Source organism: Actinomycetospora sp. 2LY8.5 (genome assembly GCF_057180585.1).
The window spans coordinates 1-26,984 of the sequence record NZ_JBXUHE010000038.1; the positions used below are offsets into that span (position 1 = coordinate 1).

The 26,984-nt window shown below is 71.9% G+C and carries 25 protein-coding genes; 8 read left to right on the top strand and 17 right to left on the bottom strand.

What is annotated here, in order from left to right; all coding sequences use genetic code 11:
- Positions 1–1,181, top strand: a 1,181-nt coding sequence (locus AC2A1K_RS28475; protein WP_483899719.1) for a TGS domain-containing protein, incomplete at its 5' end; no start/stop codon positions are given.
- Between the two features lie 9 nt (positions 1,182–1,190).
- Here AC2A1K_RS28475 and AC2A1K_RS28480 read toward each other — a convergent pair.
- The 5 genes from AC2A1K_RS28480 to AC2A1K_RS28500 form a co-directional block, all read right to left on the bottom strand.
- Positions 1,191–1,949 carry an ABC transporter permease gene (locus tag AC2A1K_RS28480; RefSeq protein ID WP_483899777.1) on the bottom strand — a complete coding sequence of 253 codons (759 nt, stop codon included), beginning with the start codon at positions 1,947–1,949 and terminating at the stop codon, positions 1,191–1,193.
- A 53-nt stretch (positions 1,950–2,002) separates the two neighbouring features.
- A complete protein-coding gene (locus AC2A1K_RS28485) occupies positions 2,003–2,959 on the bottom strand; it encodes an ATP-binding cassette domain-containing protein (protein WP_483899720.1) in 957 nt (318 codons plus the stop codon).
- Positions 2,960–3,036: 77 nt separating this feature from the next.
- Entirely contained in the window at positions 3,037–3,891 is an 855-nt protein-coding gene (locus AC2A1K_RS28490) for a DUF4097 family beta strand repeat-containing protein (RefSeq protein ID WP_483899721.1), read from the bottom strand.
- A 68-nt stretch (positions 3,892–3,959) separates the two neighbouring features.
- Positions 3,960–4,445: a hypothetical protein gene (locus AC2A1K_RS28495; protein WP_483899722.1), complete on the bottom strand. Its 486-nt coding sequence runs from the start codon at positions 4,443–4,445 to the stop codon at positions 3,960–3,962.
- Positions 4,446–4,514: 69 nt separating this feature from the next.
- Positions 4,515–5,867, bottom strand: a complete 1,353-nt coding sequence (locus AC2A1K_RS28500; RefSeq protein ID WP_483899723.1) for an AI-2E family transporter — start codon at positions 5,865–5,867, stop codon at positions 4,515–4,517.
- A gap of 86 nt (positions 5,868–5,953) precedes the next feature.
- On the opposite strand from AC2A1K_RS28500, the gene pyk reads away from it, so the two are divergent.
- The 3 genes from pyk to AC2A1K_RS28515 all read left to right on the top strand — a co-directional run bounded on the left by pyk (position 5,954) and on the right by AC2A1K_RS28515 (position 9,581).
- Positions 5,954–7,372 (top strand): pyruvate kinase, encoded by a 1,419-nt coding sequence (pyk, locus tag AC2A1K_RS28505; RefSeq protein ID WP_483899724.1) that lies wholly within the window; start codon positions 5,954–5,956, stop codon positions 7,370–7,372.
- Positions 7,372–8,535 carry a MalY/PatB family protein gene (locus AC2A1K_RS28510; protein ID WP_483899725.1) on the top strand — a complete coding sequence of 388 codons (1,164 nt, stop codon included), beginning with the start codon at positions 7,372–7,374 and terminating at the stop codon, positions 8,533–8,535. The genes pyk and AC2A1K_RS28510 overlap by 1 nt, the downstream gene beginning before the upstream one ends.
- A gap of 83 nt (positions 8,536–8,618) precedes the next feature.
- A complete protein-coding gene (locus AC2A1K_RS28515) occupies positions 8,619–9,581 on the top strand; it encodes a type IV toxin-antitoxin system AbiEi family antitoxin domain-containing protein (protein ID WP_483899726.1) in 963 nt (320 codons plus the stop codon).
- Between the two features lie 32 nt (positions 9,582–9,613).
- On the opposite strand, the gene AC2A1K_RS28520 is transcribed toward AC2A1K_RS28515, so the two are convergent.
- The gene (locus AC2A1K_RS28520; RefSeq protein WP_483899727.1) at positions 9,614–12,604 is read right to left on the bottom strand and encodes an FAD-binding and (Fe-S)-binding domain-containing protein; all 2,991 of its coding nucleotides are present in this window, start codon (positions 12,602–12,604) and stop codon (positions 9,614–9,616) included.
- A 203-nt stretch (positions 12,605–12,807) separates the two neighbouring features.
- Between AC2A1K_RS28520 and AC2A1K_RS28525 the strand changes: the two genes are divergently transcribed.
- The gene (locus AC2A1K_RS28525) at positions 12,808–13,881 is read left to right on the top strand and encodes a Glu/Leu/Phe/Val family dehydrogenase (RefSeq protein ID WP_483899728.1); all 1,074 of its coding nucleotides are present in this window, start codon (positions 12,808–12,810) and stop codon (positions 13,879–13,881) included.
- 17 nt (positions 13,882–13,898) lie between these two features.
- On the opposite strand, the gene AC2A1K_RS28530 is transcribed toward AC2A1K_RS28525, so the two are convergent.
- The 6 genes from AC2A1K_RS28530 to AC2A1K_RS28555 form a co-directional block, all read right to left on the bottom strand.
- Positions 13,899–14,660, bottom strand: a complete 762-nt coding sequence (locus AC2A1K_RS28530) for an AraC family transcriptional regulator (protein ID WP_483899729.1) — start codon at positions 14,658–14,660, stop codon at positions 13,899–13,901.
- A 72-nt stretch (positions 14,661–14,732) separates the two neighbouring features.
- Complete coding sequence (locus AC2A1K_RS28535; RefSeq protein ID WP_483899730.1) at positions 14,733–14,942, bottom strand: hypothetical protein; 210 nt, start codon at positions 14,940–14,942, stop codon at positions 14,733–14,735.
- Positions 14,942–15,103 (bottom strand): hypothetical protein, encoded by a 162-nt coding sequence (locus tag AC2A1K_RS28540; protein ID WP_483899731.1) that lies wholly within the window; start codon positions 15,101–15,103, stop codon positions 14,942–14,944. Before AC2A1K_RS28540 ends, AC2A1K_RS28535 begins: the two co-directional genes overlap by 1 nt.
- The gene (locus AC2A1K_RS28545) at positions 15,091–15,822 is read right to left on the bottom strand and encodes a LuxR C-terminal-related transcriptional regulator (protein WP_483899732.1); all 732 of its coding nucleotides are present in this window, start codon (positions 15,820–15,822) and stop codon (positions 15,091–15,093) included. The genes AC2A1K_RS28540 and AC2A1K_RS28545 overlap by 13 nt, the downstream gene beginning before the upstream one ends.
- A 39-nt stretch (positions 15,823–15,861) precedes the next feature.
- Positions 15,862–17,334: a M20/M25/M40 family metallo-hydrolase gene (locus AC2A1K_RS28550; RefSeq protein WP_483899733.1), complete on the bottom strand. Its 1,473-nt coding sequence runs from the start codon at positions 17,332–17,334 to the stop codon at positions 15,862–15,864.
- Positions 17,222–18,622, bottom strand: a complete 1,401-nt coding sequence (locus AC2A1K_RS28555; RefSeq protein WP_483899734.1) for an MFS transporter — start codon at positions 18,620–18,622, stop codon at positions 17,222–17,224. The genes AC2A1K_RS28550 and AC2A1K_RS28555 overlap by 113 nt, the downstream gene beginning before the upstream one ends.
- A gap of 263 nt (positions 18,623–18,885) precedes the next feature.
- Between AC2A1K_RS28555 and AC2A1K_RS28560 the strand changes: the two genes are divergently transcribed.
- Positions 18,886–19,920 carry an Lrp/AsnC family transcriptional regulator gene (locus AC2A1K_RS28560; protein ID WP_483899778.1) on the top strand — a complete coding sequence of 345 codons (1,035 nt, stop codon included), beginning with the start codon at positions 18,886–18,888 and terminating at the stop codon, positions 19,918–19,920.
- 107 nt (positions 19,921–20,027) lie between these two features.
- The gene (locus AC2A1K_RS28565; protein ID WP_483899735.1) at positions 20,028–20,447 is read left to right on the top strand and encodes a nuclear transport factor 2 family protein; all 420 of its coding nucleotides are present in this window, start codon (positions 20,028–20,030) and stop codon (positions 20,445–20,447) included.
- Positions 20,448–20,561: 114 nt separating this feature from the next.
- Here the strand turns inward: AC2A1K_RS28565 and AC2A1K_RS28570 are convergent, their stop codons facing one another.
- The 5 genes from AC2A1K_RS28570 to AC2A1K_RS28590 all read right to left on the bottom strand — a co-directional run bounded on the left by AC2A1K_RS28570 (position 20,562) and on the right by AC2A1K_RS28590 (position 25,127).
- Positions 20,562–20,765: a hypothetical protein gene (locus AC2A1K_RS28570; RefSeq protein ID WP_483899736.1), complete on the bottom strand. Its 204-nt coding sequence runs from the start codon at positions 20,763–20,765 to the stop codon at positions 20,562–20,564.
- Between the two features lie 13 nt (positions 20,766–20,778).
- Positions 20,779–21,843 carry a 4-hydroxy-2-oxovalerate aldolase gene (gene dmpG, locus AC2A1K_RS28575; RefSeq protein ID WP_483899737.1) on the bottom strand — a complete coding sequence of 355 codons (1,065 nt, stop codon included), beginning with the start codon at positions 21,841–21,843 and terminating at the stop codon, positions 20,779–20,781.
- A complete protein-coding gene (locus AC2A1K_RS28580) occupies positions 21,840–22,772 on the bottom strand; it encodes an acetaldehyde dehydrogenase (acetylating) (RefSeq protein WP_483899738.1) in 933 nt (310 codons plus the stop codon). The genes dmpG and AC2A1K_RS28580 overlap by 4 nt, the downstream gene beginning before the upstream one ends.
- The gene (locus tag AC2A1K_RS28585) at positions 22,772–23,788 is read right to left on the bottom strand and encodes a class I SAM-dependent methyltransferase (RefSeq protein WP_483899739.1); all 1,017 of its coding nucleotides are present in this window, start codon (positions 23,786–23,788) and stop codon (positions 22,772–22,774) included. The genes AC2A1K_RS28580 and AC2A1K_RS28585 overlap by 1 nt, the downstream gene beginning before the upstream one ends.
- Positions 23,789–23,909: 121 nt before the next feature.
- On the bottom strand, positions 23,910–25,127 hold the full coding sequence (locus AC2A1K_RS28590; RefSeq protein ID WP_483899740.1) for a PucR family transcriptional regulator: 1,218 nt from the start codon (positions 25,125–25,127) through the stop codon (positions 23,910–23,912).
- Between the two features lie 432 nt (positions 25,128–25,559).
- On the opposite strand from AC2A1K_RS28590, the gene AC2A1K_RS28595 reads away from it, so the two are divergent.
- Positions 25,560–26,978 (top strand): MFS transporter, encoded by a 1,419-nt coding sequence (locus tag AC2A1K_RS28595; protein ID WP_483899741.1) that lies wholly within the window; start codon positions 25,560–25,562, stop codon positions 26,976–26,978.
- The last annotated feature ends 6 nt before the right edge of the window (positions 26,979–26,984 follow it).

A 26,984-nucleotide genomic window follows, 5' to 3' on the forward strand; every position in this document is an offset into this window, starting at 1 on the left:
CGGGGGGCTCGGGGGGCGATGGCACTCTCGAGCTCGACGAGATGGCCTGGATGCGCCAGCTGCTCGACTGGCAGCGTGAGGCCGCGGACCCCGGCGAGTTCCTCGAGTCGCTGCGCTACGACCTCGCCACCCGCGAGATCTTCGTGTTCACGCCGAAGGGCGACGTGATCACGCTGCCCAGCGGATCCACCCCGGTGGACCTCGCCTACGCGGTGCACACCGAGGTCGGCAACAAGTGCATCGGCAGCCGGGTCAACGGCCGGCTCGTCGCGCTCGAGCGCGAGCTCGAGAACGGCGAGGTCGTCGAGATCTTCACCTCGAAGGCCGAGGGAGCCGGGCCGTCGCGCGACTGGCTGTCGTTCGTCGCGTCGCCGCGGGCCAAGCAGAAGATCAAGCAGTGGTTCGCCAAGGAACGCCGCGAGGAGGCGATCGAGGCAGGCAAGGAGGCGATCACCCGGGAGGCGCGCCGCACCGGCCTGCCGCTGCAGCGCCTCGTCTCCGCCGACTCGATGTCCGCGCTGGCCCACGAGCTGCGCTACCAGGACGTGTCGGCGCTCTACGCCGCGGTCGGCGAGCACCACGTGTCGTCCCGGCACGTCGTGCAGCGCCTGGTCGCGTTGCTCGGCGGCGTCGAGCAGAACGAGGAGGAGCTCGCCGACCGCGCGACGCCCTCGACGGTGCAGCGCCGGCGCGGCACCGGCGACGTCGGTGTGGTGCTCGATGACATGGACGACGGCGCCGGCGACGGCGCTTCGTCCGATGTGTGGATCAAGCTCGCCCGCTGCTGCACGCCGGTGCCGGGTGACGGGATCCTGGGCTTCATCACGCGCGGCGGCGGGGTCAGCGTGCACCGCACCGACTGCACGAACGCCGACGAGCTGCGCAGCGAGCCGGAGCGCCTGGTCAACGTGCACTGGGCGTCCTCCTCGAGCGCGCTGTTCCTCGTCGCCATCCAGGCCGAGGCGCTCGACCGGCACCGCCTGCTCTCCGACATCACCAAGGTCCTCGCCGACGAGAAGGTCAACATCCTGTCCGCGTCGGTGACGACGTCCCGCGACCGCGTCGCGGTCAGCCGGTTCTCCTTCGAGATGGGCGACCCGAAGCACCTCGGGCACGTGCTCAAGGCGGTCCGCAACGTCGAGGGCGTCTACGACGTGTACCGGGTGACGTCGGCGAGCTGACGCCGGCCCTCAGCGGCCGGTGCGGGCGTTGAACAGGCGCTTCGCCCACACGTAGCCGCCGGCGGTGATCACCACGCACCACGCGACTGCGGCCCCGGCCGGGCCGGCGAGGTCCGAGGCACCGGTGAGCAGCCCGCGCAGTGTGTCGATCATGGGCGTGAAGGGCTGGTACTCGGCGAACCAGCGCAACCCGGCGGGCATCGAGTCGGTGGGGACGAACCCGCTGCCCAGGAAGGGCAGCAGGAGCAGGAACATCGGGGTGTTGCTGGCGGTCTCGACGCTGCCGGCGGCCAGCCCGAGGGCGACGGTGAACCAGGTCAGCGCGAGCGTCACGAGGGCCAGCAGCCCGACGACACCGAGCCAGGCGAGCGGATCGGCCGTACTGCTCCGGAAGCCGAGCAGCAGGGCGACGGCCAGGACCACGGCGAGCGCGATCGCCGTCTGGACGACGGCGCCGACGACGTGCCCGGTGAGCACGCTGACGCGGGCGATGGCCATGGTCCGGAAGCGGGCGACGATGCCCTCGGTCATGTCCGTGGCCACGCCGAGAGCGGTCGCGAGGGCGACGCTGGCCACGGTGATGAGCAGGATCGTGGGCGTGATGAACGTGAGGTACTCGGTGCGACCGCCGCCCGGCCCGGCGAGCCCGGCGCCCATGGTGGCGCCGAAGACGTAGACGAACAGCAGCAGGAAGACGATCGGCTGTCCGATCAGCATGATCGTCAGCGACGGGTATCGACGCATGTGGGCGAGGCGCCGGCGCACCATCGTCAGGGAGTCGGTGACGGGGCGGGCGGTGAGGGTCGGGGTCGTCGGCGCGGTCACGGTGCGGGCACCTCTCGGGTGATCGGGGTCGTCGCGTGCCCGGTGAGGGCGAGGAACACGTCGTCGAGGTCGGGGGTGTGCACGGTCAGTTCGTCCGGAGCGGCGCCCGCCGCGTCGAGCCGGTCGAGCAGGGCGCGGAGGTCGGGCACCCCGACGGCGGGAACCTGGAGGGTCAGCGCGTCGGGATCGGGGACGCCGGCGGACACCGCGCCGGCGGCGGCGTCCAGATCGGCGTGGTCGGCGAACCGCACGCGGACGTGGCCGCCGGGGACGAGGGTCTTGAGGTGGGCCGGGCTGCCCCGGGCGACGAGGTGGCCGTCGTCGAGGACGCCGACGTCGTCGGCGAGCCGGTCGGCCTCCTCGAGGTACTGGGTGGTGAGGAAGACGGTGACGCCGGTGTCGACGAGGGCCCGGACGTTCGTCCACAGGTCACGTCGGCTACGGGGATCCAGCCCCGTCGTCGGTTCGTCGAGGAAGATGATCTCGGGAGTGCCGACGAGGGTCATGGCCAGGTCGAGGCGCCGGCGCATCCCGCCGGAGTAGGAGCCGGCCGGCTTCGCGGCGGCGTCGACGAGGTCGAACTGCTCGAGCAGCTCGCGGGCGCGGGCTCGTCCGCGGGATCGCGGCAGGTGGTGCAGGTCGGCCATGAGCTGCAGGTTCTCGGTGCCGGTGAGCAGCCCGTCGACGGCCGAGAACTGGCCGGTCACCCCGATCGCGGCGCGCACGGCGTCGGGGTCGGTCGCGAGGTCGTGGCCCGCGACCCGCACGCGGCCGGCGTCGGCGCGGACGAGCGTGGACAGGATCGAGACGACGGTGGTCTTGCCGGCACCGTTGGGTCCCAGCAGCGCGAACACCGTGCCGGGTGCGACGTCGAGGTCGACGCCGCGCAGTACCGCGTGCGTGCCGTACGAGTGGTGCAGGTCCGCGACGCTGATCGCGGGTTCGGCCGCCATGTGAGTCCCTCCTGGATGCGGGCGGGTCCGGTCGGCGGGCGACGCGTGGCCGTCCGCTCCGGGGATGTGTGGGTGGCTCAGGCGCGACGGACGACGACGTCGCCGTCGCGGGAGCGGGCGTGGATGGCGACGGTCTCGGCGAACCCCTCCGGTCCCGGGCGGGCTTCGAGGGCGTTGCGGACCGTGCCGCGGGTGTCGGCGTCGAGCCACACCGCGCTGGCCGGGTCGACACCGATCTCGAGGCGGCCGTGCGTACTGGTCAGCGACACCTCGCCGCGGATGACGCGCCCGAGGCGCACGGTGCCGTAGGCGCTGCGGACCTCGACGTCGCCGGCGGCCGCGTCGACCTCGAGGACACCGTGCACGCCGGTGACGCGCGCGGTGCCCTCGACACCGTCGACGTGAACCGTGCCGTGCTTGGTGGTCAGGCCGGCGTCCCCGCCGATGTGGCCGAGGCGCACCTCGCCGTGGTCGGCGCGTACCGTCGCGTCGCCCGCGACGGCGCCCGTCACCCGGACCTGGCCGTAGCCGGTGGTGAGGTCGACGGCCTCGGCGGCCTCGACCCGGATGTCGCCGTAGGAGCTCTCGGCGCGACAGCCGCCGAGGCGGCCTTCACACCGGATGCCGCCGTAGCCGGAGCGCACGCTCACTGCCGAGCCGGTCGGCAGGCCGATCTCGACCTCGAGCGACCGGCCGGGAGTGGGGATCCGCAGACCCCGCAGGCCGAGCCGGCGTCCCTGGATGCGGAGCTCCCCGCCGCCCGTCTCGCTGCCGAACATCTCGATCGCGACGGCCTCGGCCTCGGCCCGGTCGGCGGGGGAGTGGTGGACCTCGACGGTGGTGTCGGGGCGGTCGGTCGCGACGATGTGGACCTCGCCGATCGGGAGGTCGACGGTCGCGGTGATCGGTGTGGGGGTGTCGAACGTGGGCACGGGTCATCGCCTCCTCGGGGTCCGGGGACCCCGCGTGTTCACAGACGGTGCGTCGGTGTGGTGCCGGATCAGCCGAACCAGCCGGCGCGCCCGCCGGAGGTCGAGCTGCTGCCGGGGCGGGGGGCGGCGTCGGCGCGGCCGCCGAGCGCGGCGGTGGCGGCGCGGACGAGCCAGGTGTTGACCGACAGGCCGTCGCGCGCGGCGGCCTCCTCGATGCGGGCCTTGAGGCTCTCCGGCGGGCGGAAGTTGACGCGGGCCGAGGGGCCGTCGTGAGCTTCTGGTTCGGTCGCTGCCGGCGGCGCGGGCGTCTCGACGGCGGGTGCGACGACGAAGTCGGGGTCGCGGCCGCGCAGCCGCAGGTGCACCGAGCCCGGGGCGAGGTCGAGCGTGATCTCCTCGGTGGCGGCGGCCAGCGCCTCGAGCAGCACGAGGCGCGTGGCGGCGTCGAGGGGGGTGACGAGGCGTTCGGCGACCTCCCGGACGTCGTCGCCGGCAGCCTCGGCGGCCGCCGCGAACTCCTCGCGGAGCCGGTCGACGTAGACGTTCAGCTGCATGGCGCCATCTTGGCGCACGATGGCACCATTAACAAGAGTCAATGGCGCCATGATGGCGCCATAGTGGTTTCAGGGGTGCTGGCGGCGCCGCCGGAAGAGGCTGCGGAGACCCTCGCCCGGGCGGGTGGCCTCGGCGTCGTGCCACTCCGGGCGGGCGGAGCGCGGGTCGAGCGGGTCCACGGTCGCGGGGTCGAGGCCGGAGCCGTCCGACGGGCGCACCAGCGAGCGGATGCCGGCGTCGAGCACCGTCACCAGCGGCACCGCGAGAAGCGCGCCGGGGATGCCGGCGATGACGAGACCGCAGGCGATGGGCAGGACGACCGCCAGCGGATGCAGCTTGATCGACCGGCCGAGCAGCAGGGGCTGGAGGATGTAGCCCTCGATGTTCTGCACGGCGATGAGGAGCAGGACGACGAGCAGCGCGTCGGTGAGCCCACCGCTGACCAGGGCGACGAGGACGGCGACGACGCCGGTGACGACGGCGCCGAGCGTCGGGACGAAGGCGCCGAAGAAGATCAGCGCGGCCAGCGGGACGGCCAACGGCACCCCGATGAGCCACAGTCCCAGGCCGGCGGTGACGGCGTCGGCGGCGGCGACGAGGACCGTCGCCCGCGTGTAGCCGACCAGCGACGCGAACGCCCGCCGCCCGGCGATGTCGGCGCGGTCGCGCGCGGTCCTCGGGACGCCGGAGAGCACGAACCGCCAGACGAGCCCGCCCTCGTAGACGAAGAAGATCAGGGCGAACAGCGTCAGCAGCATCTCGGTGAAGAGCTCGCCCACGGTGCCGACGGCGCCGATCGCGCTGGACGCGAGCGTGGCCTGGCTGGACTGCAGGTAGGCGATGGCCTGGTTGCCGATCGCGGTGAACTGCTCGTTGTTGAGCCCGAGCGGCCCGGTGCGCAGCCAGTCCTGGATGCCCGTGAGGCTCGCGGTGAGCTGCGTGGTCAGGTCCGGCAGGCCCGAGATGAACGCGAGCACGACGCCGTAGAAGACGGCGGTGACGATCGCGATGCCGGCGAAGAGCACGAGCGCGGTCGCCAGCGCGTGCGGGACGGCGCGCCAGCGCCGCGACAGTGCGTGGGCCTCGGGCGCGAGCAGCGAGGCGCCGATGACGGCGAGCACCACGGGGATGAGGACCGCCGACAGCAATCCCATCACGTAGAGGACCGCGTAGCCCGCCGCGGCCAGCAGCAGCACCCGCCAGGCGAGTCCGCTCGCGATCTCGAGCCCGACCGGGACCTCCCACCGCCGTGCGGGGCGGACGACGGCCTCGGGACCGCGGTCGACGACCTCCCCGCCCGGCAGATCGCCGATGTCCTTCGGGGGACCGGGACGGCCCGGGGTGTCGAGCTCGGGGTCGCTCGGTCTCCGTCCCTCCGGGTCCGGATCCCCGGCGGGATCCGACGGCGACGGCGGGCTCATCGGCTCACCGTAGTCCGGCTCGCGAACGGCGGGTCGTCGTCGCACCGCGTCTGCTGGATCGGTGCAGAACCGACTAGCATGGGGCCGTGAGCCGACGAGCCAAGATCGTGTGCACGCTGGGGCCGGCGACGTCCTCACCGGAAGCCATCCGCGACCTGGTCCGCGCGGGGATGGATGTCGCTCGCCTCAACTTCAGCCACGGCACCCACGCCGAGCACGAACGCATCTACCGTCTCGTGCGCGAGGCGGCCGACTCCGAGGGCCGCGCGGTCGGGATCCTCGCCGACCTGCAGGGCCCGAAGATTCGCCTCGGGACGTTCGCGGACGGCCCGCAGGTGTGGGCCGCCGGCGAGACGGTCCGCGTCACCACCGAGGACGTCGAGGGCACCCACGACCGGGTCTCCACCACCTACTCCGGCCTCGCCGACGACTGCCGGCCCGGCGAGTCGCTGCTGGTCGACGACGGCAACGTGGCCCTCGAGGTCACCGCGGTCGAGGGGCGCGACGTCGTCGCCCGCGTCCTCGAGGGCGGCCGGGTCTCCGACCACAAGGGGATCTCGCTGCCCAACACCGCGGTCTCCGTGCCGGCGATGAGCGACAAGGACGAGGCCGACCTGCGCTTCGCGCTCGGGCTGCGCGTCGACATGATCGCCCTGTCGTTCGTGCGCTCGCCCGCCGACGCCGAGCTGGTCCACAAGATCATGGACGAGACCGGCGCCCGCCTGCCGGTGATCGCCAAGCTCGAGAAGCCCGAGGCGGTCGACGCGCTCGAGGCGATCGTGCTGGCGTTCGACGCGATCATGGTGGCGCGCGGCGACCTGGGCGTGGAGCTCGCGCTCGAGGACGTGCCACTGGTGCAGAAGCGGGCGGTCCAGATCGCGCGCGAGAACGCCAAGCCGGTGGTCGTCGCGACCCAGATGCTCGAGTCGATGATCCACAACTTCCGTCCGACCCGCGCCGAGGCGTCGGACGTCGCCAACGCCGTGCTCGACGGCGCGGACGCGGTGATGCTCTCGGGCGAGACGAGCGTCGGCGAGTACCCGATCGAGACGGTGTCGACGATGTCGCGCATCGTGGCCGCGGTCGAGGTGGGGCCGGCCTCGGTGCCGCCGATCCAGCACGTGCCGCGCACCCAGCGGGGCGTGGTCACCACGGCCGCGCGCGACATCGGCGAGCGTCTCAACGCCCGCGCGCTGGTGGCGTTCACCCGCACCGGCGACACGGTCCGGCGCCTCGCGCGCCTGCACACGCGGCTGCCGGTGCTGGCGTTCACGCCGGTCCCCGAGGTGCGCAGCCAGCTCGCCCTCAGCTGGGGCGTCGAGACCTTCCTCGTGCCCTGGGCCGACACCACCGACGCGATGATCCGCCAGGTGGACGCGTCGCTGCTCGAGATCGGGCGCTTCGCCGCGGGCGAGCTCGTGGTGATCGTGTCCGGCTCACCGCCCGGCACCGTCGGCAAGACCAACCTGCTGCGCGTGCACAAGATCGGCGAGGACACCCGTTAGTGGCTCACCGGTTCGATGAGCTCACCGCCGAGCACATGCGGGCGGGCGGGTCGTGGAAGTGGTCGACGCCCGGGGAGTCGCACGGCCGCGGGCTGATCGGGGCGTTCGTCGCCGAGATGGACTATCCGGTGGCGCCGGCCGTGGCCGACGCCGTGCGGTGGTCCGCGGACGCGTCGGCGTTCGGCTACCTGCCCGACGACTGGGTCGACGACATGGCGTCGGCGTGCTCGGCGTTCTGGGGTGACCGGTTCGGGTGGGCGCCCGACCCGTCGTGGGTGCGTCCGGTGCCCGACGTGCTGACCGCGTTCACGGCCACCGTCCGGCACTTCACGCGCCCCGGGAGCCCGATCCTGCTGCCGACCCCGGCGTACATGCCGTTCCTGACCGTGCCCGGGATGATCGACCGTCGGTTGGTGCAGGTGCCGACGCCTTCGCGTGACGGGCGCTTCGAGCTGGACCTCGACGCGATCGACCGCGGTTTCGCCGACGGCGCGGGGCTCCTGGTGCTCACGACCCCGCACAACCCGACCGGCCGGGTGTTCGACGCCGACGAGCTCGCCGCGGTGGCCGAGATCGTCGACCGGCGCGGCGCGCGGGTCTTCAGCGACGAGATCCACGCGCCGCTGACGTTCGGCGGTGCCCGACACCGCCCCTACGCGACGGCCTCCGACGCGGCGGCGGCGCACACGGTCACGGCGACCTCGGCGTCGAAGGCCTGGAACCTGCCGGGGCTCAAGTGCGGGCAGGTGGTGCTGTCGAACGCCGCCGACGCGGAGCACTGGACGGCGACGGGCTACCTCGCCGAGCACGGCACCGCGACGCCCGGTGTGCTCGCATCGACCGCGGCCTACCGCGACGGGCGCGACTGGCTCGACGAGGTGATCGACTACCTGGAGGGCAACCGGGCTCTGCTCGCCGCGGCGGATCTGCCCGGCATCGAGGTGACGGTGCCCGACGGGACCTACCTGGCGTGGCTGGACGCGCGGTCGCTGGGGCTCGACGAACCCCCGTCGGCGTTCTTCACCCGCGAGGCCGGCGTGGTGATGACCGACGGCGCGGCATGCGGCGAGGCGGGACGCGGCGGCATGCGTCTCAACCTCGCCATGTCCCGCCCCGTCCTCGCCGAGTCCCTCGCCCGCCTGCGCGCCGCCCTCCCCATGTGAGCACTTTCCGGGCCTATGGGCCCGGAAAGTGCTCACAACGAGTCCGATGGATCCGGCGGTGAGCAGGCCGCGTCAAACAGAGCATGGATGACCTGGACCTGGACCTGGACGGGTGGCGAGCTCTGCGCCGCGCTCAGCACGACGTGGTGACGATCGAGCAATTGTTCCGTCGCGGCTTCACCGAGGACGGCATCGATGCGCAGGTGAGCGCGGGCCGGTGGCAACGCCTCCATCGCGGGGTGTACGTCCTGCACAACGGCCCGGTCCCTGCCGAGGCCCGGCGCGTCGGCGCGCTCCTGGCCTGTCGGGGCGGCGCGCTGCTGAGCCACGAGACCGCGGGCGAGCTGTGGGGCATGGTGCCGGCCGTCGCCGAGCGGCCGATCCACGTCACCGTGGAGTACGGCCGCGCCGCCGTCCGTGCGGACGGCCTCCGCGTCCACCGTTCCCGCGCGTTCGCCCACATCGGAGCGCGTGACGTCGAGCCGCCGCGCACGAATCGCGTGCACACCGTCCTGGATCTCGCCGTGGCCGCCTCGACGCCGTCGGAGGCGACGCACCTGGTGCACGAGCTCGCCGTCGCGCATCGGATCGACGCCGTGGCCCTCGGGAGGGGCGTCGAGCTCCGGAAGCCGCGGCGGTACGGGCGCGCCATCGGCGATGCCGTCACCCTCCTCCGCGAGGGCATCGACTCCGTGCTCGAGCTGGCCTACCGCGACGACGTGGAGGACGCCCACGGGCTTCCTCGCGGACGCCGGCAGCAGCCGGTCATGGTGGACGGGCAGCGGCGATACGAGGACGTCGTCTACGACATGCCCGGAGGGCGGGTCATCGTGCGGTTGGACGGCTACTTCTCGCACGCGGACAAGCTCACGGCACTGGTCGACCGTCGGCGGTCCGTGGCAGCCGTCATGAGTTCCTCCACTGCTCTGCCCTACGGCTGGACCGAGGTGTCGACCGCGCCCTGCCGGACGGCGAGGGAGGTGGAGGTCGCCCTGCGCACCATGGGGTGGGCCGATCCGTTCCGGAGCTGCCTCCGCTGCTCGTGAGTACTTCCCGGGCCGATAGGCCAGGAAAGTACTCACGTGGGCCAGGGGAGGGGTTCGTCGGGGAGGCCGGTGGCGAGGAGGGTCGCGAGGTGGTCGCCGCGCCGGTCGGTGAGCTGGTCGATCTGCGTGCGGCACGAGAACCCGTCGGCGACGACCGCGGTGCCGGCATCAGCGGAGCGCACCCGGGGGAGCAGCACCTGCTCACCGCACGCCACGGACACCTCGTAGTGCCCCTGCTCGAACCCGAAGTTGCCCGCCAGCCCGCAGCACCCGGAGTCGAGCACCTCCACGACGGCGCCGCCGCGGCGCAGCACCTCGGTCTCGGCGCCGTAGCCGCCGGTGGCGTGCTGGTGGCAGTGCTGCTGCACGATCACCTCGCGGCCCGCGATCCCCGGCGGTACCCAGTCCGGGGCGCGATCGGCGAGCAGGCGCCCGAGCGTCGTGGTCGCCGCGGCGACCGCATCGGCCCGCGGTCCGGGCAGCAGGTTCGGCGCGTCGTCGGTGAACACCGCGATGCAGCTGGGCTCGAGGCCGACGATCGGCATGCCGGTCCCGACGGCGGGCGCGAGCGCGTCGAGCGTGCGCCCGAGCACGCGCGCGGCGACGCCGAGCTGACCCGTCGTCACCCAGGTCAGCCCGCAGCACAGCTCCCGCGGTCCCCCACGGGTCGAGCTCCGCTCCGCGACGTCTCCCGGCAGCCGCACTGTGAACCCCGCCGCCTCCAGCACACGGACCGCGTCGGCGCCGGCGCGCGGGTGCAGGAACTCGGTGAACGTGTCCGGCCACAGCAGCACCTCGCCGCGCTCACCCGTCCCACGCGGACCCCGCGCGCGGTACCAGTGGGAGAACCGCGGCGTCGCGAACGCCGGGATCGCGCGCCGCTCGTCGATGCCGCCGGCCCGCTTGAGCAGGCCGGCGCCCCGCGACGACGTCACCCGGTTGACCAGCGGCGCGAGCGGTGACGCGACCCGGGAGAGCGCGGGCAACCAACCCATCGACAGGTGCGAGCGCGGCCGGCGCCACGGCCGCTTCGCGTAGTGGTGGTGCAGGAACTCGGCCTTGTAGGTCGCCATGTCGACGTTGACCGGGCAGTCCGACAGGCAGCCCTTGCACGCCAGGCAGAGGTCGAGGGCGTCGCGGACCTCGGTGGAGCGCCAGCCGTCGCGGATCGGCGAGTCGGCGTGGCCGCGCAGCATCTCCCGGAGCAGCCGCGAGCGCCCGCGCGTGGAGTGGTGCTCCTCGCCGGTGACGCGGTACGAGGGGCACATGACGTCCCCGTCGGTGCGCCGGCAGCGGCCGACGCCGATGCATCGTTCGACGGCGCGGGTGAAGCGGCCGTCGTCGGAGGGGTACGCGAACGTCGGCGCCGGGTCGGCGGGGGCGTAGTCGGCCCCGACGTGCAGGTGCTCGTCGAGGCGGTAGGGGTGCACGACCTTGCCGGGGTTCATGCGGTGGCGGGGGTCGAACAGCGCCTTCACCGACTCGAAGGCCGCTACCAGTTCCGGGCCGTACATCCGCTCGAGCAGCTCGCCGCGCGACTGCCCGTCGCCGTGCTCGCCCGACAGCGAGCCGCCGTACGTCACACAGAGGTCGGCCGAGCGCTCCATGAACGTGCGGTAGTCCGCGACCCCGGCGGGCGAGTTGAGGTCGAACGGGATGCGGGTGTGGATGCAGCCGTGCCCGAAGTGCCCGTAGATCGCGGTGCTCTCGGTGAAGCCGTACTCCTCGAGCAGCGCGACCCACTCGGCGAGGTAGTCGCCGAGCCGGTCGGTGGGCAGGGCGGCGTCCTCCCAGCCCTCGTAGTTGTCGACGCCGGTGCGCGGGTCGCGGGCGGACACGGCGAGCGCGGACTCGCGGATCGCGAACAGCTCGGCCTGCTCGGCGCGGTCGGTGACGGTGAGGATGCTGGGCCCGTGGTCGTCGAGCGCCGAGGCCAACGCCTCGGCGCGGGAGATGACCCGTGACGGATCCTCGTCCCGGATCTGCACCATCAGCCAGCTGTGGCCCTCGGGCATCGCGGCCATCGCGCGCTGGTGCACGCCCCGGGCGCGCTGGAACTCGACGATGTTGCGGTCGATGCACTCCAGGAAGTGCGGGGCGTGGGGCAGGATCGCGTCGACGCAGCGCGCGGCGGCGACGACGTCGTCGAACCCGAGCACGACCAGCGCGGTGTGCGGGGCCTCGGTGACCAGGTCCAGCTCGGCGTGCAGCACCGTGACCAGCGTCGACTCCGAGCCCACGAGCGCGCGGGCGAGGTGGAAGCCCGAGCCGTCGACATCCGGCCCGGGCACGAGGTCGTCGAGGTTGTAGCCCGAGACGCGCCGCGGGATGTCGGGGAAGCGCTCCGCGACGAGCCCCGCGTGGTCCTCGGCGATCGCGCGCAGGCCCCGGTAGATCTCCGCGCGCCGCCCGCCCGCGGCCTGGATCGCCGCGTACTCCTCCTCGGTCGTCGGCCCGACCCACATGCGCAGCCCGTCGTAGGTGAGCACCTCGAGACGCCGGACGTTGTCGGCGACCTTGCCGAACACCTGTGCGGTCGAGCCGCAGGAGTTGTTGCCGATCATCCCGCCGAGCGTGCAGCTCACGTGCGTCGCGGGCTTCGGGCCGTAGATCAGGCGGCCGGGGAGCGCGGCGTTGAGGTCGTCGAGCTTGATCCCCGGCTCGACGACGCAGGTGCGGGCGTCCTCGTCCACGGACACGATCCGCGTGCAGTACTTCGACCAGTCGATCACCACGGCCGCGTTGCAGCACTGACCCGCGAGGCTCGTGCCGCCGCCGCGGGACAGCACGGGCACGTCGTGCTCGCGGCACACGGCCAGCGCCTCGACGCCGGCGTCGATCGAGCGCGGGACGACGACGCCGATCGGGACCTGACGGTAGTTCGAGGCGTCGACGGCGTAGGCGGCGCGCGACCCGTTGTCGAAGCGGACCTCGCCGTCGACACGCTCCCGGAGAGTCCGTTCGAGCGCTTCCGCCGCGGTCTCCGGGCGGGTGCGGGGGGAGGGCAGATCGACCGTGGCCACCGGACGACTCTGTGGGCGACCCCCGCGGGACGCAAGTTCTCCGCCTTGTGAGCACTTTCGAGCCTGTTGCAAGATCAGCGTGTCGCAGGAGTGGATCTTCGATTTCGGTAGCGAGGATGGGCCGCGTGGCCCGCTCGCACCGTCCCGTGCAAGCTTCGGTTTCGACCAAGACACCTGCCTCCAGCGCGGCCCACGCTGGGGGCATGACGACGCTCTCGCCTCCCGCGCCCGGGCTCTTCACATCACCCGACCTCGACCACCACGAGCTGGTGGTCTTCGCGCCGACGCCCGGGCTGCGCGCCATCATCGCCGTCCACAGCACTGCCCTGGGGCCGGCGCTCGGCGGCTGCCGCATCCGGCCCTACGCCGACGAGTCCGCGGCACTGCACGACGTGCTTCGCCTGAGCCGGGGCATGACGGCGAAGGCAGCCGTCGCCGGCCTGCCCTACGGCGGCGGCAAGATGGTCGTCCTCGCCGACCCGGTCCGCGACAAGAGCGCGGCACTGTTGGAGGGCATCGGCCGGGCGGTCGACGCGCTCGGTGGGCGGTACGTCACTGGCGAGGACGTCGGCACGACCGTCGAGGACATGGCTGCCATCCGTCGCGTCACGCCGCATGTCATGGGCATGCCTCCCGCGATGGGCGGGAGCGGCGATCCCTCGCCGAGCACCGCAAGAGGCTGCCGGGCCGCCGTCGCCGCGGCCCTCCGGCACCGGTTAGGCGCCCCCGACCTCGCCGGGGTGAAGGTCGCGGTCCAGGGACTGGGCAATGTCGGGTGGAACCTCTGCTCCCTTCTCTCCGCGGAGGGGGCGGAACTCGTCGTCGCCGATATCCGCGACGACCTCGTGAGGGCCGCGACCGACGCGTTCGGCGCCGCGCCCTGCGCGGTGGACGCCGTGCTGGAGGAGAAGGTCGACGTCTTCGCTCCGTGCGCCCTCGGCGCGGTGATCGACGACGTGAGCCTCGACCGGCTCGCTGCCCCGGTGGTGGCAGGCGCCGCGAACAACCAGCTCGGCGACGAGGTCCGGCACGGTGCGGCCCTGCACGCACGAGGAGTGCTCTACGCTCCGGACTTCGTCGCCAACGCCGGCGGGATGATCCAGCTCGCGATGGAGCGCTCCGGGACCCTGGAGTGGGAAGACGTCCACCGGCGCGTGGACGCCATCGGCGAAACCCTCGCCGAGATCTTCAGGAGGTCGGCGGCGGACGGGAGACCCACCAGCGCGGCGGCGCGCACTATCGCCGAGGAGCGTGTCGCGGCCGCCTCGCGTCGCTGACCGGTGTTGCCCGGAGATCATGCCCGGGCGGCGGCCGCGAACTGCTGCGGAGTGAGCGCGTAGCAGCGTCTGAAGTGATTCGTCAGGGCGCTCTGGTCGTAGAAGCCGACGCCGGTGGCGACCTCGGCGATCGGCTCGCCGCGGCCGAGCGCCCGACGAGCGGCGTCGAGGCGCAGCTGTGTGAGGTACCGATGCGGGGTGAGCCCGGTCGTCCGCTTGAACACCCCAGCCAGCTGGAACTCGCTCAGGTCGAGCGCGGCCGCCATCACCCCGAGCGAGGGGGGCGCGACGAGGTCGGCGCGGAGCATGGCGACGGCCGCCGCCAACCGCCGACGGTCGCGGTGGCCGAACAAGGGGCGCCGACCGCCGTCGGCGTACCGGGCGAACAGCAGCCCGAAGCTCCGGACGAGCAGCTCCCGCGCGTGCAGCAGATCGCGCCGGGCGTCGAGAGCGCGGTGCAGATCCAGGAAGCCCGCGATCAGCACACCGTCGCTCAGGAACGTGTCACGTACGTGGGGTAGCTCCTCGATTCCGAGTGCTATGGCCACCTCGCCGCAGGCCTCGCCCTCGAGATAGACCGAACGGTGCAGCCACCGCGGGCTCGTGCCCATCTTTCCGTCGTGGCTTTCGAAGGGGTTGAACACCGAGAGCACGCCTCTGTGGGTCTCCCCCTCCGTGCCGCCGCCGCGGACGACCGAGCCGCCGCGCTCGGTGACGGCGACGACGAAACCGTCGTGGCGATGGGGGGCGTAACGGTGGGTGCGCAGGTCGGCACTCATCACGCTGAGCCCGGTGATGTGCGGGTCCCGGCGGTAACGGGTCCTGTTCGGACGGTCGGACGGCCGCATCGGTCAACCGACCCGGATCGTGACCGACCCCAGCCGGTCGAACTCGGCACGGAACTCGTCGCCCGCGAGCATCGGGACGACCGCATGTAGGGCGCCAGTCATGATCAGATGGTCGGGCTCGAGCCCGACCCCGAGCTCGCCCAGGGTGTCGGCGAGCCACGCCACCACTGCCAGCGGGTCCCCGAGTGCGGCCGCGCCCGCCCCGGTGTCCATCAGCTCGTCGCCAGCAGCAGCGACACCAGCTCCTGCTGCACGGCGTAGCCGTCGATCGTGCCGAGCCCGGGTTCGGCGTCGGTGAACGGCGCGATCGGGGTGCGCGTGCGGCGCGCTTCGTAGAGGGCCCGCGCCTTGACCGCGGGATTCACAGTAGACACAGCGCACGCGCCTTGTTGATCGCGTTCGTGCGCGAGCGCACGTCCAGCTTCACGTAGACGTTCGTCAGGTGGCGCTTCACGGTGGCCTCGCTGATGTGGAGGCGGCCGGCGATCTGGGCGTTGCCGAGACCCTGGGCGACGAGGTCGAGCACCTCGAGCTCACGCCGCGACAACGGTCCGGGTGGTGGAGCGGCCAGCCGGATCATCGAGGCGCGCGACCCGGCGAGCACGACGTGGTCGTCGCGGTCGCGGACCGCGCGGATCACCGCGATCAGCTCGGCCCGTGTCGAGGACGGCGGCAGGTAGGCGTGGATGCCGGTAGTCACGAGCCTGCTGAGCAGGCGTGCGTCGTCGCGAACGCCGACCGCGGCCACCCGCGGGGCCGCGGGGCCCAGCTCAGCAAGCTGATCGAGGACGCGCTCCAGTCCCGGCCCCGGCAACTCGGCCGACAGCAGCACGACGTGCGGACGCTCGCGGCGGACTGTCGCGACGATCTGGTCGGCGTGTTCGACCTGACCGACCACCCGCAGGTCAGGCTCCTGCCGGCACATCTGGGCGATGCCCTCGCGGAGCAGGATGTTGTGGTCGGCGAGCACCAGCCGCACCGAATTGTCTTCGAGCCGGGCTTTCCAGGACGACCTCGGGCCGGCGGCGTCGGGGGATTCCGAGGCCGCCCCGGCTCGTGTGCCCTGCAGGGGCAGGATCGATGTTCGCAGCATGAAACACCTCGTGGTCGGGACGGTCGGCGACGGCGGGGATCAGCACAGGTCAAAGAAGGTGTCCAGCACCCCGGTGCCGAACCGCACGGCGTCGACGGGCACGCGTTCGTCCACGGCGTGGAAGGCCGCCGCGAAGTCGAAGCCGGGCGGGAGGCGAAGTGGCGCGAACCCGAAGCACTCGATGCCCAGGCGGGAGAAGTGCTTCGCGTCCGTACCGGCCGGCAGCAGGTAGGGCACGACCTCGGCGTGCGGGTCGCGAGAGCGCAGGCTGGCGGAGATCGCGTCCACCGCCGGTCCCGCGAACCGCGACTCCACGGAGATGTCGTGGTGGATCGTCTCGCAGGTGGCGTCCGGGCCCACCACAGCGCGGAATCTCTCGATGAACTCGTCCTCGTGCCCCGGAAGGAACCGGCAGTCGACCTGGACCGACGCCTGTCCCGGGATGACGTTCGTCTTGTTGCCGCCTTCGATGAGGGTCGGCGAGGCGACGTTGCGCAGGGACGCGCCGAGCAGACGCTCGAGCGGTCCGAGCTCGGCGAGCAAGGGCTCCGGATCGTCCGGGTCCACCGGCCGGCCGAGACGTCGGGCGAGCGTCTCTAGCAGAACTCGGGTTGTCGGGACGAGCTGGACACCGAAGTCGTGACGCCCGATGCGGGACACCAGTTCGGCCAGTTCGACGATGCTGTTCCGCGGCGAGAGCATCGAGGCGTGACCGGCGACTCCCAGCGCCGTGACCCGAAACCAGATGACTCCTTTCTGGGCGCTTTCGACCAGGTAGAGGCGTTCGCCGTCGGGCAGCGTGGAGGAGTATCCGCCGACCTCTCCGATGGCCTCGGAACACCCGGCGAACAGTTCGGGCCGGTGCTCGACGAGCCAGCGCGCCCCGAGCCGCCCGCCGTTCTCCTCGTCGGCGACGAAGGCGAGCACCGTGTCACGGGCGGGGGGCCGGTTCGTACGAACTCGATCCCGAACCACGGCAAGGACTTGCGCGGCGAAGTACTTCATGTCCACCGCGCCCCGACCCCACAGGCACCCGTCGGCGATCTCCCCGCCGAAGGGATGACGGGTCCATGCCGACCGCTCGGCGGGGACCACATCGGTGTGGGCGTGGACCAGCAGTCCCGGTCGCTCGGGGCGGACTCCCGCCCAGCGGACCACGGCCGTGGTGCGGCCGGGCTTCGGCTCGATCATCTCCACCGCGAGGCCGACCTCGCTCAAGAGGCCGGCCACGTACTCGGCCGCCCGGCGCTCGCCGGGCCCCCTGTCATCGCCGAAGTTGGACGTGTCGATCCTCATCAGCTCGCTGCAGATCCGGACCGCCTCGTCGGCGGCTGCCGGACCGGTGAGAACGGTCCCGCCTGACGGCCGAGGACCCGTGGCCGCAGCCCACTCTGTCGTGTCAGTCACGGCGACCCTCCAGGGCGGAGTGAACGGACTGGGCGCCACCCGCGTCGCCGTCGGGCTCACGGCCTCGTGCGTCCGACTCCTGGGTCGCTCGCTCGAGCTCGACACCGGTAGTCCGTGGACCGAGCAGGAGGACATTGCCGATGAGGACAGCCAGCGCGACCGCCACGATGCCGAACACGAAGCCCGATCCCACTGCCAGCGCCGGCAGGAGCACGAACGGGAGGACGGCCGTGGTCAGGCGGCTCACCGAGTAGGCCGCGCCGGACCCGGTGGCGCGCATCGGCGTCGGATACAGCTCGCCCTGGTAGACGTGGTACGCGTTGGAGAACACGTTGCTGATCACTGTGAAGGCGAAGCCCCAGGCCACGGCGGCGACCGGTGATGTCGCGAATCCGAACATCAGCCCGGTGACGCCCATCCCCGCTGCTGTCGCGGCGATGAGGACCTTCCGCTCGACCCGCTCCATGATCGGGAGCGAGAGCGCCGATCCCACGGGATAGCCGATGTAGGTCAGCGCCAGGTAGAGCAGGGAGCTCACGATCGGGAACCCGTTCGCCACGAGGACCAGCGGGGCGATCGTGCCGAACCCGTAGTAGCCGAAGGCGGATCCGACGTTGAGGATCCAGGCCATCACGGTGCGGCGGCGGAAGCGCGCGGAGAACAGCATGCGGGCCCCGTTCGGACGCGCGACCACCATGGGTCGCGGCGCCGTGGGCTCTGGCGGGGGCAGTGTGTGCCCGGCGCGGCGGGCGTCCTCCTCCCAGCGGTCCATGACCGCCTCGGCCTGCGCCTCACGCCCGACCGACTCCAGCCAGCGCGGCGACTCGGGCAGAGTGCGGCGCAGCGCCCAGACGAGGAGCGCACCGAGGCCGCCGAGGAAGAACATCCATCGCCATCCGTCGACGCCGAAGGGGGTGGTCGGTACGAGTCCCAGCGCGAGGAAGCCCGCCGCGGGCACTCCCATGAACCCGAGGGTGTAGGCGCCCGCCACCCACTTGCCGCGCAGCCGGGCCGGCAGGAGATCGGAGAGATAGGTGTCGGCCAGGGCGAGTTCGGCGCCGAGTCCGAGACCGGCGAGGAATCGGGTGGCGATCAGGAACTCGACCGAGGGCGACAGTCCGCCCAGGAACGAGAACAGGGAGTAGATCGCCAGATTCAGCATGAAAGCCCGGCGACGACCGATCCGGTCGGCCAGGCGGCCGAGCAGAAGTGCACCGAAGAACTGTCCGATGAAAGCGCTCGCCAGGACCAGTGCCAGCGGGTTCCCGCTGAGGGCGTACTCCTCCCGGAGCACCGCAGACAAGGTGCCGGACAGGAAGACCTCGTAGGTGTCGAAGAACAGCCCGAGACCGACCGATACCACGGCGACGACGTGCAGTCGCGTCAGCGGCATGCGATCGAGACGGGCGGCAATCGACGGGTCGGCCATCTCGACCGGAAGGGAATGTGGACGGGGCACAGGCGACCATCTCCCTCGAGTGATCACTCGATTTACGGGCCGTTCACGAGACGTGCGTTCGGTAAATTCATCTCCGTCTCGACACGCAGCGATGCGCCCTCGGCCCATGCTCGGTTCGCCGCCGATGCTGCCTGGTGTTCGTTCCCGCGGGTCGATCTCGCGCTTTATCGCCACATCGGAGGACGTTCGTGCAGGAAATGCGTCACCTCGACGAGACGGACCTCGCACTCGTGCACGCACTGCAGATCGCGCCCCGGGCGTCCTGGACCCGTGTGGGCGAGGTCCTGGGGGTGAACCCGGTCACCGCGTCTCGGCGCTGGGAGCGGCTGACTGCCCACGGGGACGCGTGGGTGACCGCCTACTGTGCGCCACCGCTGATGCAGACCCTGCCCTACGCACTGGTCACAGTGCGCTGTACGGCCCACCAGGTCATCGAGGTCGCCGAGGCCCTTGTCGACGACCCGCACGCGGTGACGGTCTCGCACACAGTGGGAACTTCCGACCTTCTGGTCGGCCTGTGGGTGGCCGATCTCGGCATGCTCTCCCGCTACCTCGTCGGCCGGCTCAACCTGCTGCCCGGTGTGCTGACCAGCCGAGTCTCGGTGGTCTCGGCCATGTACGCCGAGGGCAGCCGCTGGCGGCTTCGGTCGCTCGACCCCGCCCAGCAGCAGGCCTTGGCGGTGCCGGCGGTCCGGCGGACCTCGCCCGTCCCGCTCTCGACTGCGGACCGGTCGCTGGTGCTGGCCCTCAGCGAGAACGGCCGGGCCTCCATCGAGCAGCTCACGGTGCGGACCGCCACCAGCCCGAGCACCGTCCGCCGCCGTCTGCGGCGTCACCTCGAGGCGGGGACGTTCGCCCTGCGCTGCGAGCTGTCCCATCACACCGCCGGGGCTCCCGTCGAGGCCACGCTCTGGATCGAGGTCCCGCCGACCGAGCTCACCGAGACCGCCCGGATGCTCGGCGGGCTTCCGCAGACCCGGATGTGCGCAGCGGTCACCGGGCCGGGCAACCTCGTCCTGACCGTCTGGCTCTCCTCCGCCGACGAGTTGCAGAACCTCGAGCTGGAGATTGCCCAGCGGGTCCCGGGCCTGCACGTGGCCGAGCGGCTGCTGACGCTGCGCCACCTCAAGCTCATGGGCCGCGTCCTCGACGAAGCCGGTCACGGGGCGCGGGCCGTGCCGATGGACATCTGGCGCGACCCCGTGGCCACCGGGTCGAGCGAGACACTCTGACCCTCATCGGGACCCCCACTGGATGCGGGCCGCAAGTTCCACTACGACCTTGCGCCCACGGAAGCTACGACGTCCGTCGCTTACCGGCGGGCGGGCACGTTCTTAGCGTGGACGAGACCCAGCACCCGGCACGGGAGGTCCGCGCCATGACACCCCACCCGACCACCGCGCCCTCGCCGGTGACGGGCCGATGGCTCCGAGACATGTTCGCTGTGATCGATGCCGGAGAGTGGGACCGGCTCGCCACGTTCTTCCACCCCGGGATCGTCTATGAGCGGCCGGGCTATGAGCCCTTCGAGGGTCGGGACCGGGTGATGCGGTTCTACCGCGAGGAGCGGGTCATCGCCGACGGACGCCACACGCTCGACGGCACGGCGGTCGAGGACTCACGAGCGGCGAGCTGGGGCCGGATCGAGGCGGTCCGCTCCGACGGCCACCACGTGACTCTCGGGTTCGCGGACGCATACCTCATCGAGGACGGGGCCATCCGCCTGCGCCGCAGCCACTTCTTCGTGCCCGGGGTGTGATCCCAACCGGGTACGAAGAAGGACCGGGTACGAAGCACGGCGGGGGCCGGATCCAGCTGGATCGGGCCCCCGCCGCGCGGAGTCGTGATCGTGTGGTGTTGCGTGATCACGACGTCACCCGGCGCACGTCCAGGGTGTCGCGTCCTCGTGGGTCGACGAGGTCACGGCGCCCGCGAGCTGGCCGGCACGTTCGCACGTGCCGCCCGTGTGGCGCAGGCCCAAGGCGGCGGCCAGGGCCGCCACATCGGCTTCTGTGGCCTGTCCTCGCACGATCTCGATGACGTCCGACGGGCAACACGGTTCACGTGTCTCGGTCATGTCCGGCTCCCTTTCAGCTGGCCAGCCGACCGCGGGGCGTGCCGGCCGGCGCCGCGTCGCGTGACCGGGCGATGCCCATGGCGACCTCGACGATGGTGTCCTCCTGACCGGCGACGACCCGCCGGTGACCGAGCTCCATGAGGATCTCGCGGGGATCGACCTCGAAGAGCTCGCCCGCCTTGCGCGTGGGGCCGGCGAAGCCCGAGAACACGCCCGCGATCCCGCTGGTGATCGTGACGCCGTCGTTGGTCGGCACCCGCTTGACGAAGGACGACTCGGCGAGTTCCGCGGCGTCCATCGCCTCGAACAGGTTGATCCCGCAGCCGACCTGGTCGACGCGAAAGTTCGCGGCCACCAGCTCGAGCGGGGTGTTGCCCGCGCCGGCTCCGAAGCCGCGCGCAGTGACATCGATGATCGTGGCGCCGGCGTCGAGCGCGGTGAGACTGTTCGCCACAGCCAGACCGAGGTTGTTGTGCGCGTGGAACCCGACCTCCCCGTCGAGCCCCTCGACGAGGAGCCCGACCTTCTCGCGGACGTCGGAGGTCGTGTACGCCCCGGCGCTGTCCATGAGGACGACCGCCGCGGCTCCGTGTTCCTCCATCATCCGAGCTTGCTCGAGCAAGGTGACCGCGCAGGCCATATGGCTCATCATGAGGACTGCCTTGACCGACACCCCCATGTCTGCGAGCAGGGAGATCTGCTGGAGGGTGACGTCGGCCTCCGTGCAGTGCGTGCCCACGCGGACCTCGTCCACCCCGCAGTCGATCGCTGGCTTCAGGTCGCGCTCCACGCATGAGAAGCCGGGGATGGACAGCACCCCGAGCTTGGCGGTGCGCAGCTGCTCCTTGGCGGTGCGCAGCATGGTGGCGTCGTCGACGGCGGCCAGGCCGACCTGCAGCGAGGACGCGCCGATGCCGTTGCCGTGCCCCACCTCCACCACGTCGACCCCAGCCCGGTCGGCAGCGTTCGCGTAGGCCCGGATGTCGGCGACACCGAGCTGGTGGGCAACTGCGTGGCTGCCGTCGCGCAACGTCGAGTCGCAGATGGTCAGGGATGCCAGTTCCTCGGTCGTGGTCATGCCGCCTCCATCCGGCTCCGGGCGCGGGCTTCGGCCAGCGCGATCCCGGCGCAGTCGATGATGTCCAGATTGCCGGCGTAGGGCGGGAGCCAGTCACCGCGGCCCTCGACCTCGACGGTCAGGAGGACACGGTCACCGGTGCGCACCGGCGGCACTACGATCCGGTAACCAGGAACGTAGGACTGGATCTCCTTCTCCGCGTCGGCGGCCGCCGTCGTCACCGCGTCGAGGTCGACCTCACCGGGAGCGGTGACGGCCACGGTGTTCCGCATGATGGAACCCGGCTCCGCCGGGTTGATGACGAGGATGGTCTTCGTGTTGCCGACCCCGGAGAACTCACGGGTGGCGCTCTCGGTGGTCATGACGTACTCATCGATGTTGGCGCGGGTGGCCGGGCCGACACTGCCCGACGCGCTGGTGGATGCGATCTCCAGGTAGGCGAGCTCCGGGATGGTTCGGGCCAGGGCGCTCGCCATCGGGACGGCTGCCTGGCCGCCGCAGGTCACCATGCTGACGTAGTCGTCGTCGAGCCGGTCGCCGAGGTTGAGTGCCGGGACGCAGAAGCGGCCCAGCTTCGCGGGCGTCAAGTCGATCATCGGCAGCCCGACCGCCTTCAGGGCGGCCCAGTGGCGCGTGGCGTCGCGGGCCGATGTCGCGTCGAACACGAGGTCGATGTCGTCGCGGGCCTGGAGGACCGCCTCCAGGCCGCGGTCGCTGACGGGCACGCCCCGCGAGCGCGCCATCTCCACGCCGGGCGAGTCGAGCCGGCGCCCCGCGAACATCGTGCATCGCAGCGACGGAGACGCGATGACCTTCAGCAGGAGGTCGGCGCCGACGTTGCCGGTGCCGACGATCGCAGCCTGCAGCTGATCGGTCGTGCCGGGTTGCTCACCGGGCGCGGCCCGGTCGTTCGCCAGGTGCAGTGTCATCAGTCCTGCTTCCTGGCCAGGACGAGAATCCCGCCCGGCATCCCGCTCGGGACGAGCTCGGTGACGGAGAACCCTGCGTCACCGAGCACCGAGGACCATTCGTCACCCGTGATCAGGTGCTGCCGCATGATCGCGTGCACGTAGCCGAACTCGGGGGTGAAGTACTGGTCGTGGCCGCCGTCCGGGCGCGGCGGCTCGATCTCCGCGATCAGCAGGCTGGCGCCGCTGGGCAACTGCTTGCCCATCGAGCGCAGGTAGTCGACGAGCACGTCGCGCCCGCCCGCCAAGATCTCGTGGAGCAGGAAGAAGGCCACCACCAGATCGATGTCCTCGAGGCCGGAGATCCGGTCGAGGGCACCGGCGTCGCCCACCTCCACCCGCACCGTGTCGGCCATGCCAGCCTCGCCGATCACCTTCTCGGCCTCGGCGCACGCCGCGGGGCTCAGGTCGACACCGACCCCGCGAGCCCCGAAGGTGCGGCAGACGTTCACGAGGAACCGCGCGTTGCCGCACCCGAGGTCCAGAACGTTGCCGAAGCCATGGCGCTCGATGAGGCCCATCGCCACCGGTACCACGTCGTCGCCCCCGATGATCGCCGACCCGTCGGCGACCCATCGGCCGTCGCGGGGGAAGTCGTCGCCGTAGCGCGCGGATCCCTCGATGAACGCGTCGGTGCGCCGCAGCGGCTCTCCGTAACCGCCGACGAGCCAGACCAGGTAGCCGATATCGCGGTCGACGTCGACTCCGAGCGCGGTGAGCCCGAAGGCCCCGTCCGACTCGGCGACCAGTCCGCGGTCGGCGAGAAAGCGGAGGCTCGCGAGCAGCAGGTTCGCGCGGTCGCCGCCGAACCTGTCGATCGCGTCGTGGGTCAGACCCTGGTCCCGAAGGGACGCAAGGACGCCTGTCATCTCCAGTGAGGCCAGCACGCTGCTGACCGCGTATCCCTCGAAGTAGCGGAAGACGGGCCGTTCGGCAGTTCCTGTCGTCGACACCTTGGGGGTCCCTCCCTCATGCACCGGGGCTCCGTGCTGAGGGACGTGCGCCGTTGCAGGTCCCGGTGGTCCAGTCTGCGACCGGGCGACCACGTCACGTGAGGATCGAAGGTCGAGTCGACGGGGAGCGCAAGGTGCCACCCGGCTACGACCTTGGTGGCAGCTCGCGTCCCGGGTCACCGGCTTCACCGGTCGGGAAGAGGCGAAGGGCCACTAACGACGCCACCAGGCCCGACGGGGTACGCGGATCCCACCCGGTGACGGCGCGCCACCGGTCGAGGCGGTACCGCATCGTGTTCGGGTGGAGGTGGGCCCCGCGGCCACCGGCCGTGACCGAGAAGCCGTGCTGCGCGTAGGCCCGGACTGCGTCCGCGAGATGCCGGTGGGCAGCCCCGAGACCCTCCGGGACCTCCAGGAGCGGGGCCAGCCGTCGCCGGTGCGGCAGCAGGGTGGCCGGCAACCACTCGTCCTCGAAACGCGCGACCGAGCCATCGAGCAGCGCCACCGCCAGCGCTCGTTCAGCGTCCACCACGGTCGACTCGGCGCCCAGGGGGCCCTGACGCGGCAGGCCGACTCCGAGGGGTGAGTCGGGGCGAGCCGCGTGCACGGCCACGACGACGTCGTCCGCCTCGAGGCCTTGGAACACCACGACGGCGTAGGCCTCCCGCGCCGCAACCGCCACCACGCCTGGTAAGCGTTCGAGTCGGCGCGCGACCGGATCGAGCAGGTCCTCGGGTCGCGCGTCCAGCGGCAGGCACACCGCCTGGAAGATGCCGTCGGCGGAGAACCCGAGCGCGCGAGCGAGGTCCACGGCGTCATCCGAGACCACCTCCCCCGCCCGCAGCGCTTCGAGGAAGCGGTGGGCGAGGGTGACGCGGGCCGTCTGCAGGGCGCGACTCGCTTCACCGTGCGCGTCCGCCGAAGCGCTCGAGATCACCCGGATCCACGTCCAGACCAGGTCGACGAGACGTACGAGGCGCAACCTGAGCGCGTCGTCGCCGTCCCCGGCACGTTCCAGCAGGACGTTCCACAGCTCCCGGTAACCGACGTGGTAGGCGGCGATCACCTCCTCCACCGGCACGCCCTGCCGCGCCCGTTCCCATCCCAGGTCCCGGGCCCGCTCGGTCTGCCGCGCGGTGGGCGGGCGACGGGCACCGAGCCCGCTGAGGAGGCCGTCGAACTGGTCGTGGACGTGGCGGACGTGATCGGCTCGCGGGACCGCGGCGTAGCGAGGGCACGTGGCGCGGATGTTCTCGACGATCACGGGCACGAGCGTCGGCAGGTCCGCCGACACCTGGCGGCAGAGCTCGCTCACCGGTGCCCAGTCGCCCTCGTCGGGACCTTCGTGCTCGTCGGCCGGCACCGCGCGCCTCTCGTGTGTTCACCCGACGGTGGCGACCGGATTTCGTCGTTCGCACCGTTCTTCCCCGCCACTCGCTCTCGGATCGTAGAGAGGCATGGACCTCGTGTCGTCGCTCGCGCAGCACCTGGGCCCCGACCAGTTCATCACCGCTCGAGACGGGGCTCACCGGCGGTCCTGGGGTTGCACCGGGTAGTGAAGACCGCGCTCGACCCGCATGCCGTCCTCACCCCGGCGAGGTGGTCGGCCCCGCCGACGGGACCGGCGACCGCAGACCACCCACGGCCGGATGAACGGCCGGTTCGTGGATCTCACCGACTACAGCGCCTGTCTTTCGTCGCCTGCGACATAGGCACGGTTGAGCATCGAATCCAGGCTGGGCACAGCGCGGGAGCCAGGTCGCGCCATCCACCCACCCCGCCCGATCGGAGCCCGATGACCGCGCCGGACCCGGCCCGTTCGACGGACACGTCCCCCGGGACGGGCGTGGTCGGCCCGACGACACGGCGCCGGCGCGCGATCGGCTTCACGGCTGTGTGCCTCGGCAACTTCGTCATCATGATGGACACGAACATCGTCAACCTGGCGCTGCCGCACATCGGCGCCTCGCTCGGCGGTGGCCTCGCGGAGCTCCTGTGGGTGATCAACGCGTACACCCTCACCGTGGCGGTGCTGATCCTGTCCGGAGGTGTGGTCGGTGACCGGCTCGGTCACGACCGTGTCTATCGCCTCGGGGTGCTCGGCTTCGCCGCCACGTCGCTCGCCTGCGCGCTCGCTCCGTCGGTGGCGCTGCTCGTCGTCGCCAGAGTGCTGCAGGGCATGACCGCCGCGGTCCTGTTGCCGTCCCTGCTCGGATTGATCCCACACCTCTATGTCGAGCGGGGCGAACGGGCCCGCGCGATCGCGGTGTGGGGCAGCACCGGCGCGGTGGCACTCGCGACCGGGCCCCTCGTGGCGGGCTTGCTCATCGACACCCTGGGCTGGGAGGCCATCTTTCTGATCAACGTTCCGATCAGCCTGGCCGTGTGGTGGATGGTGGCACGGACGATCCCCGCGATGCCGCACACCACCGGCCGGCGTTTCGACCTTCCGGGGCAGGTCCTGACCGTGCTGACGATGGGTGGCCTCGCGTTCGGGCTCATGGAGGGCGCGCACTTCGGCTGGGGATCCCTGGTGATCATCGGCGCCTTCGCGCTCGGCCTGCTGGCGGGAGCGGCGCTGGTGGCCGGGGCACGGCGCACCGAGCACCCGCTGGTGCCCCCGCGCCTGTTCGCCGACCGGTCCTTCGTCGTGGCCACCGTCAACGGCCTCGTGTTCCAGTTCGGATTCTTCGGAACGCTCTTCCTCCTCCCGCTCTACCTGCAGACGGTGCACCCGACCAGCGCACTGTCCGCGGGCGTTCAGCTCCTGCCGCTCACCGTGGCCACTGCGGCGTTGCCGCCCCTGCTCACGAGCCGGCTCATGGTTCGCCACGGGCTGCGACGCCCGGTCGCGCTCGGAGCGCTGGTCGGCGTCCCGGGGGCCGTGCTCATGCTCGCGGTCGACGGGTCGTCGCCGTACTGGATACTCGGGCTCGCCCTCGTCCTGCAGGGGACGTGGAGCGGTCTGACTCTTCCCCCGACCGCGTCGCTGGCGGTCGTCGCCACGCCCTCGGACCTCGCCGGCACCGGCAGCGGCGTCTTCAACGCGAGTCGGCAGGTCGGCGGGGTGATGGGCGTCGCCGTCCTCGGCGCGATCGCGGAGACCAGCGGGTCGATCGTCACCGGCATGCACGTCGGCATGGTCGTGGTCGGCGCAGCGATGGCGGTAATCGCCGTGACCGTGGGGCTCACCCACCGCGACGGGCCCGTCTAGGAACAC

Coding starts and splice junctions, on each gene's coding strand:
- AC2A1K_RS28480 (WP_483899777.1), bottom strand. CDS start 1,949: ATGGTGCGCCGGCGCCTCGCCCACATGCGTCGATACCCGTCGCTGACG.
- AC2A1K_RS28485 (WP_483899720.1), bottom strand. CDS start 2,959: ATGGCGGCCGAACCCGCGATCAGCGTCGCGGACCTGCACCACTCGTAC.
- AC2A1K_RS28495 (WP_483899722.1), bottom strand. CDS start 4,445: ATGCAGCTGAACGTCTACGTCGACCGGCTCCGCGAGGAGTTCGCGGCG.
- AC2A1K_RS28500 (WP_483899723.1), bottom strand. CDS start 5,867: ATGAGCCCGCCGTCGCCGTCGGATCCCGCCGGGGATCCGGACCCGGAG.
- AC2A1K_RS28515 (WP_483899726.1), top strand. CDS start 8,619: ATGGATGACCTGGACCTGGACCTGGACGGGTGGCGAGCTCTGCGCCGC.
- AC2A1K_RS28525 (WP_483899728.1), top strand. CDS start 12,808: ATGACGACGCTCTCGCCTCCCGCGCCCGGGCTCTTCACATCACCCGAC.
- AC2A1K_RS28530 (WP_483899729.1), bottom strand. CDS start 14,660: ATGAGTGCCGACCTGCGCACCCACCGTTACGCCCCCCATCGCCACGAC.
- AC2A1K_RS28535 (WP_483899730.1), bottom strand. CDS start 14,942: ATGGACACCGGGGCGGGCGCGGCCGCACTCGGGGACCCGCTGGCAGTG.
- AC2A1K_RS28545 (WP_483899732.1), bottom strand. CDS start 15,822: ATGCTGCGAACATCGATCCTGCCCCTGCAGGGCACACGAGCCGGGGCG.
- AC2A1K_RS28555 (WP_483899734.1), bottom strand. CDS start 18,622: ATGCCGCTGACGCGACTGCACGTCGTCGCCGTGGTATCGGTCGGTCTC.
- AC2A1K_RS28560 (WP_483899778.1), top strand. CDS start 18,886: ATGCGTCACCTCGACGAGACGGACCTCGCACTCGTGCACGCACTGCAG.
- AC2A1K_RS28570 (WP_483899736.1), bottom strand. CDS start 20,765: ATGACCGAGACACGTGAACCGTGTTGCCCGTCGGACGTCATCGAGATC.
- dmpG (WP_483899737.1), bottom strand. CDS start 21,843: ATGACCACGACCGAGGAACTGGCATCCCTGACCATCTGCGACTCGACG.
- AC2A1K_RS28580 (WP_483899738.1), bottom strand. CDS start 22,772: ATGACACTGCACCTGGCGAACGACCGGGCCGCGCCCGGTGAGCAACCC.
- AC2A1K_RS28595 (WP_483899741.1), top strand. CDS start 25,560: ATGACCGCGCCGGACCCGGCCCGTTCGACGGACACGTCCCCCGGGACG.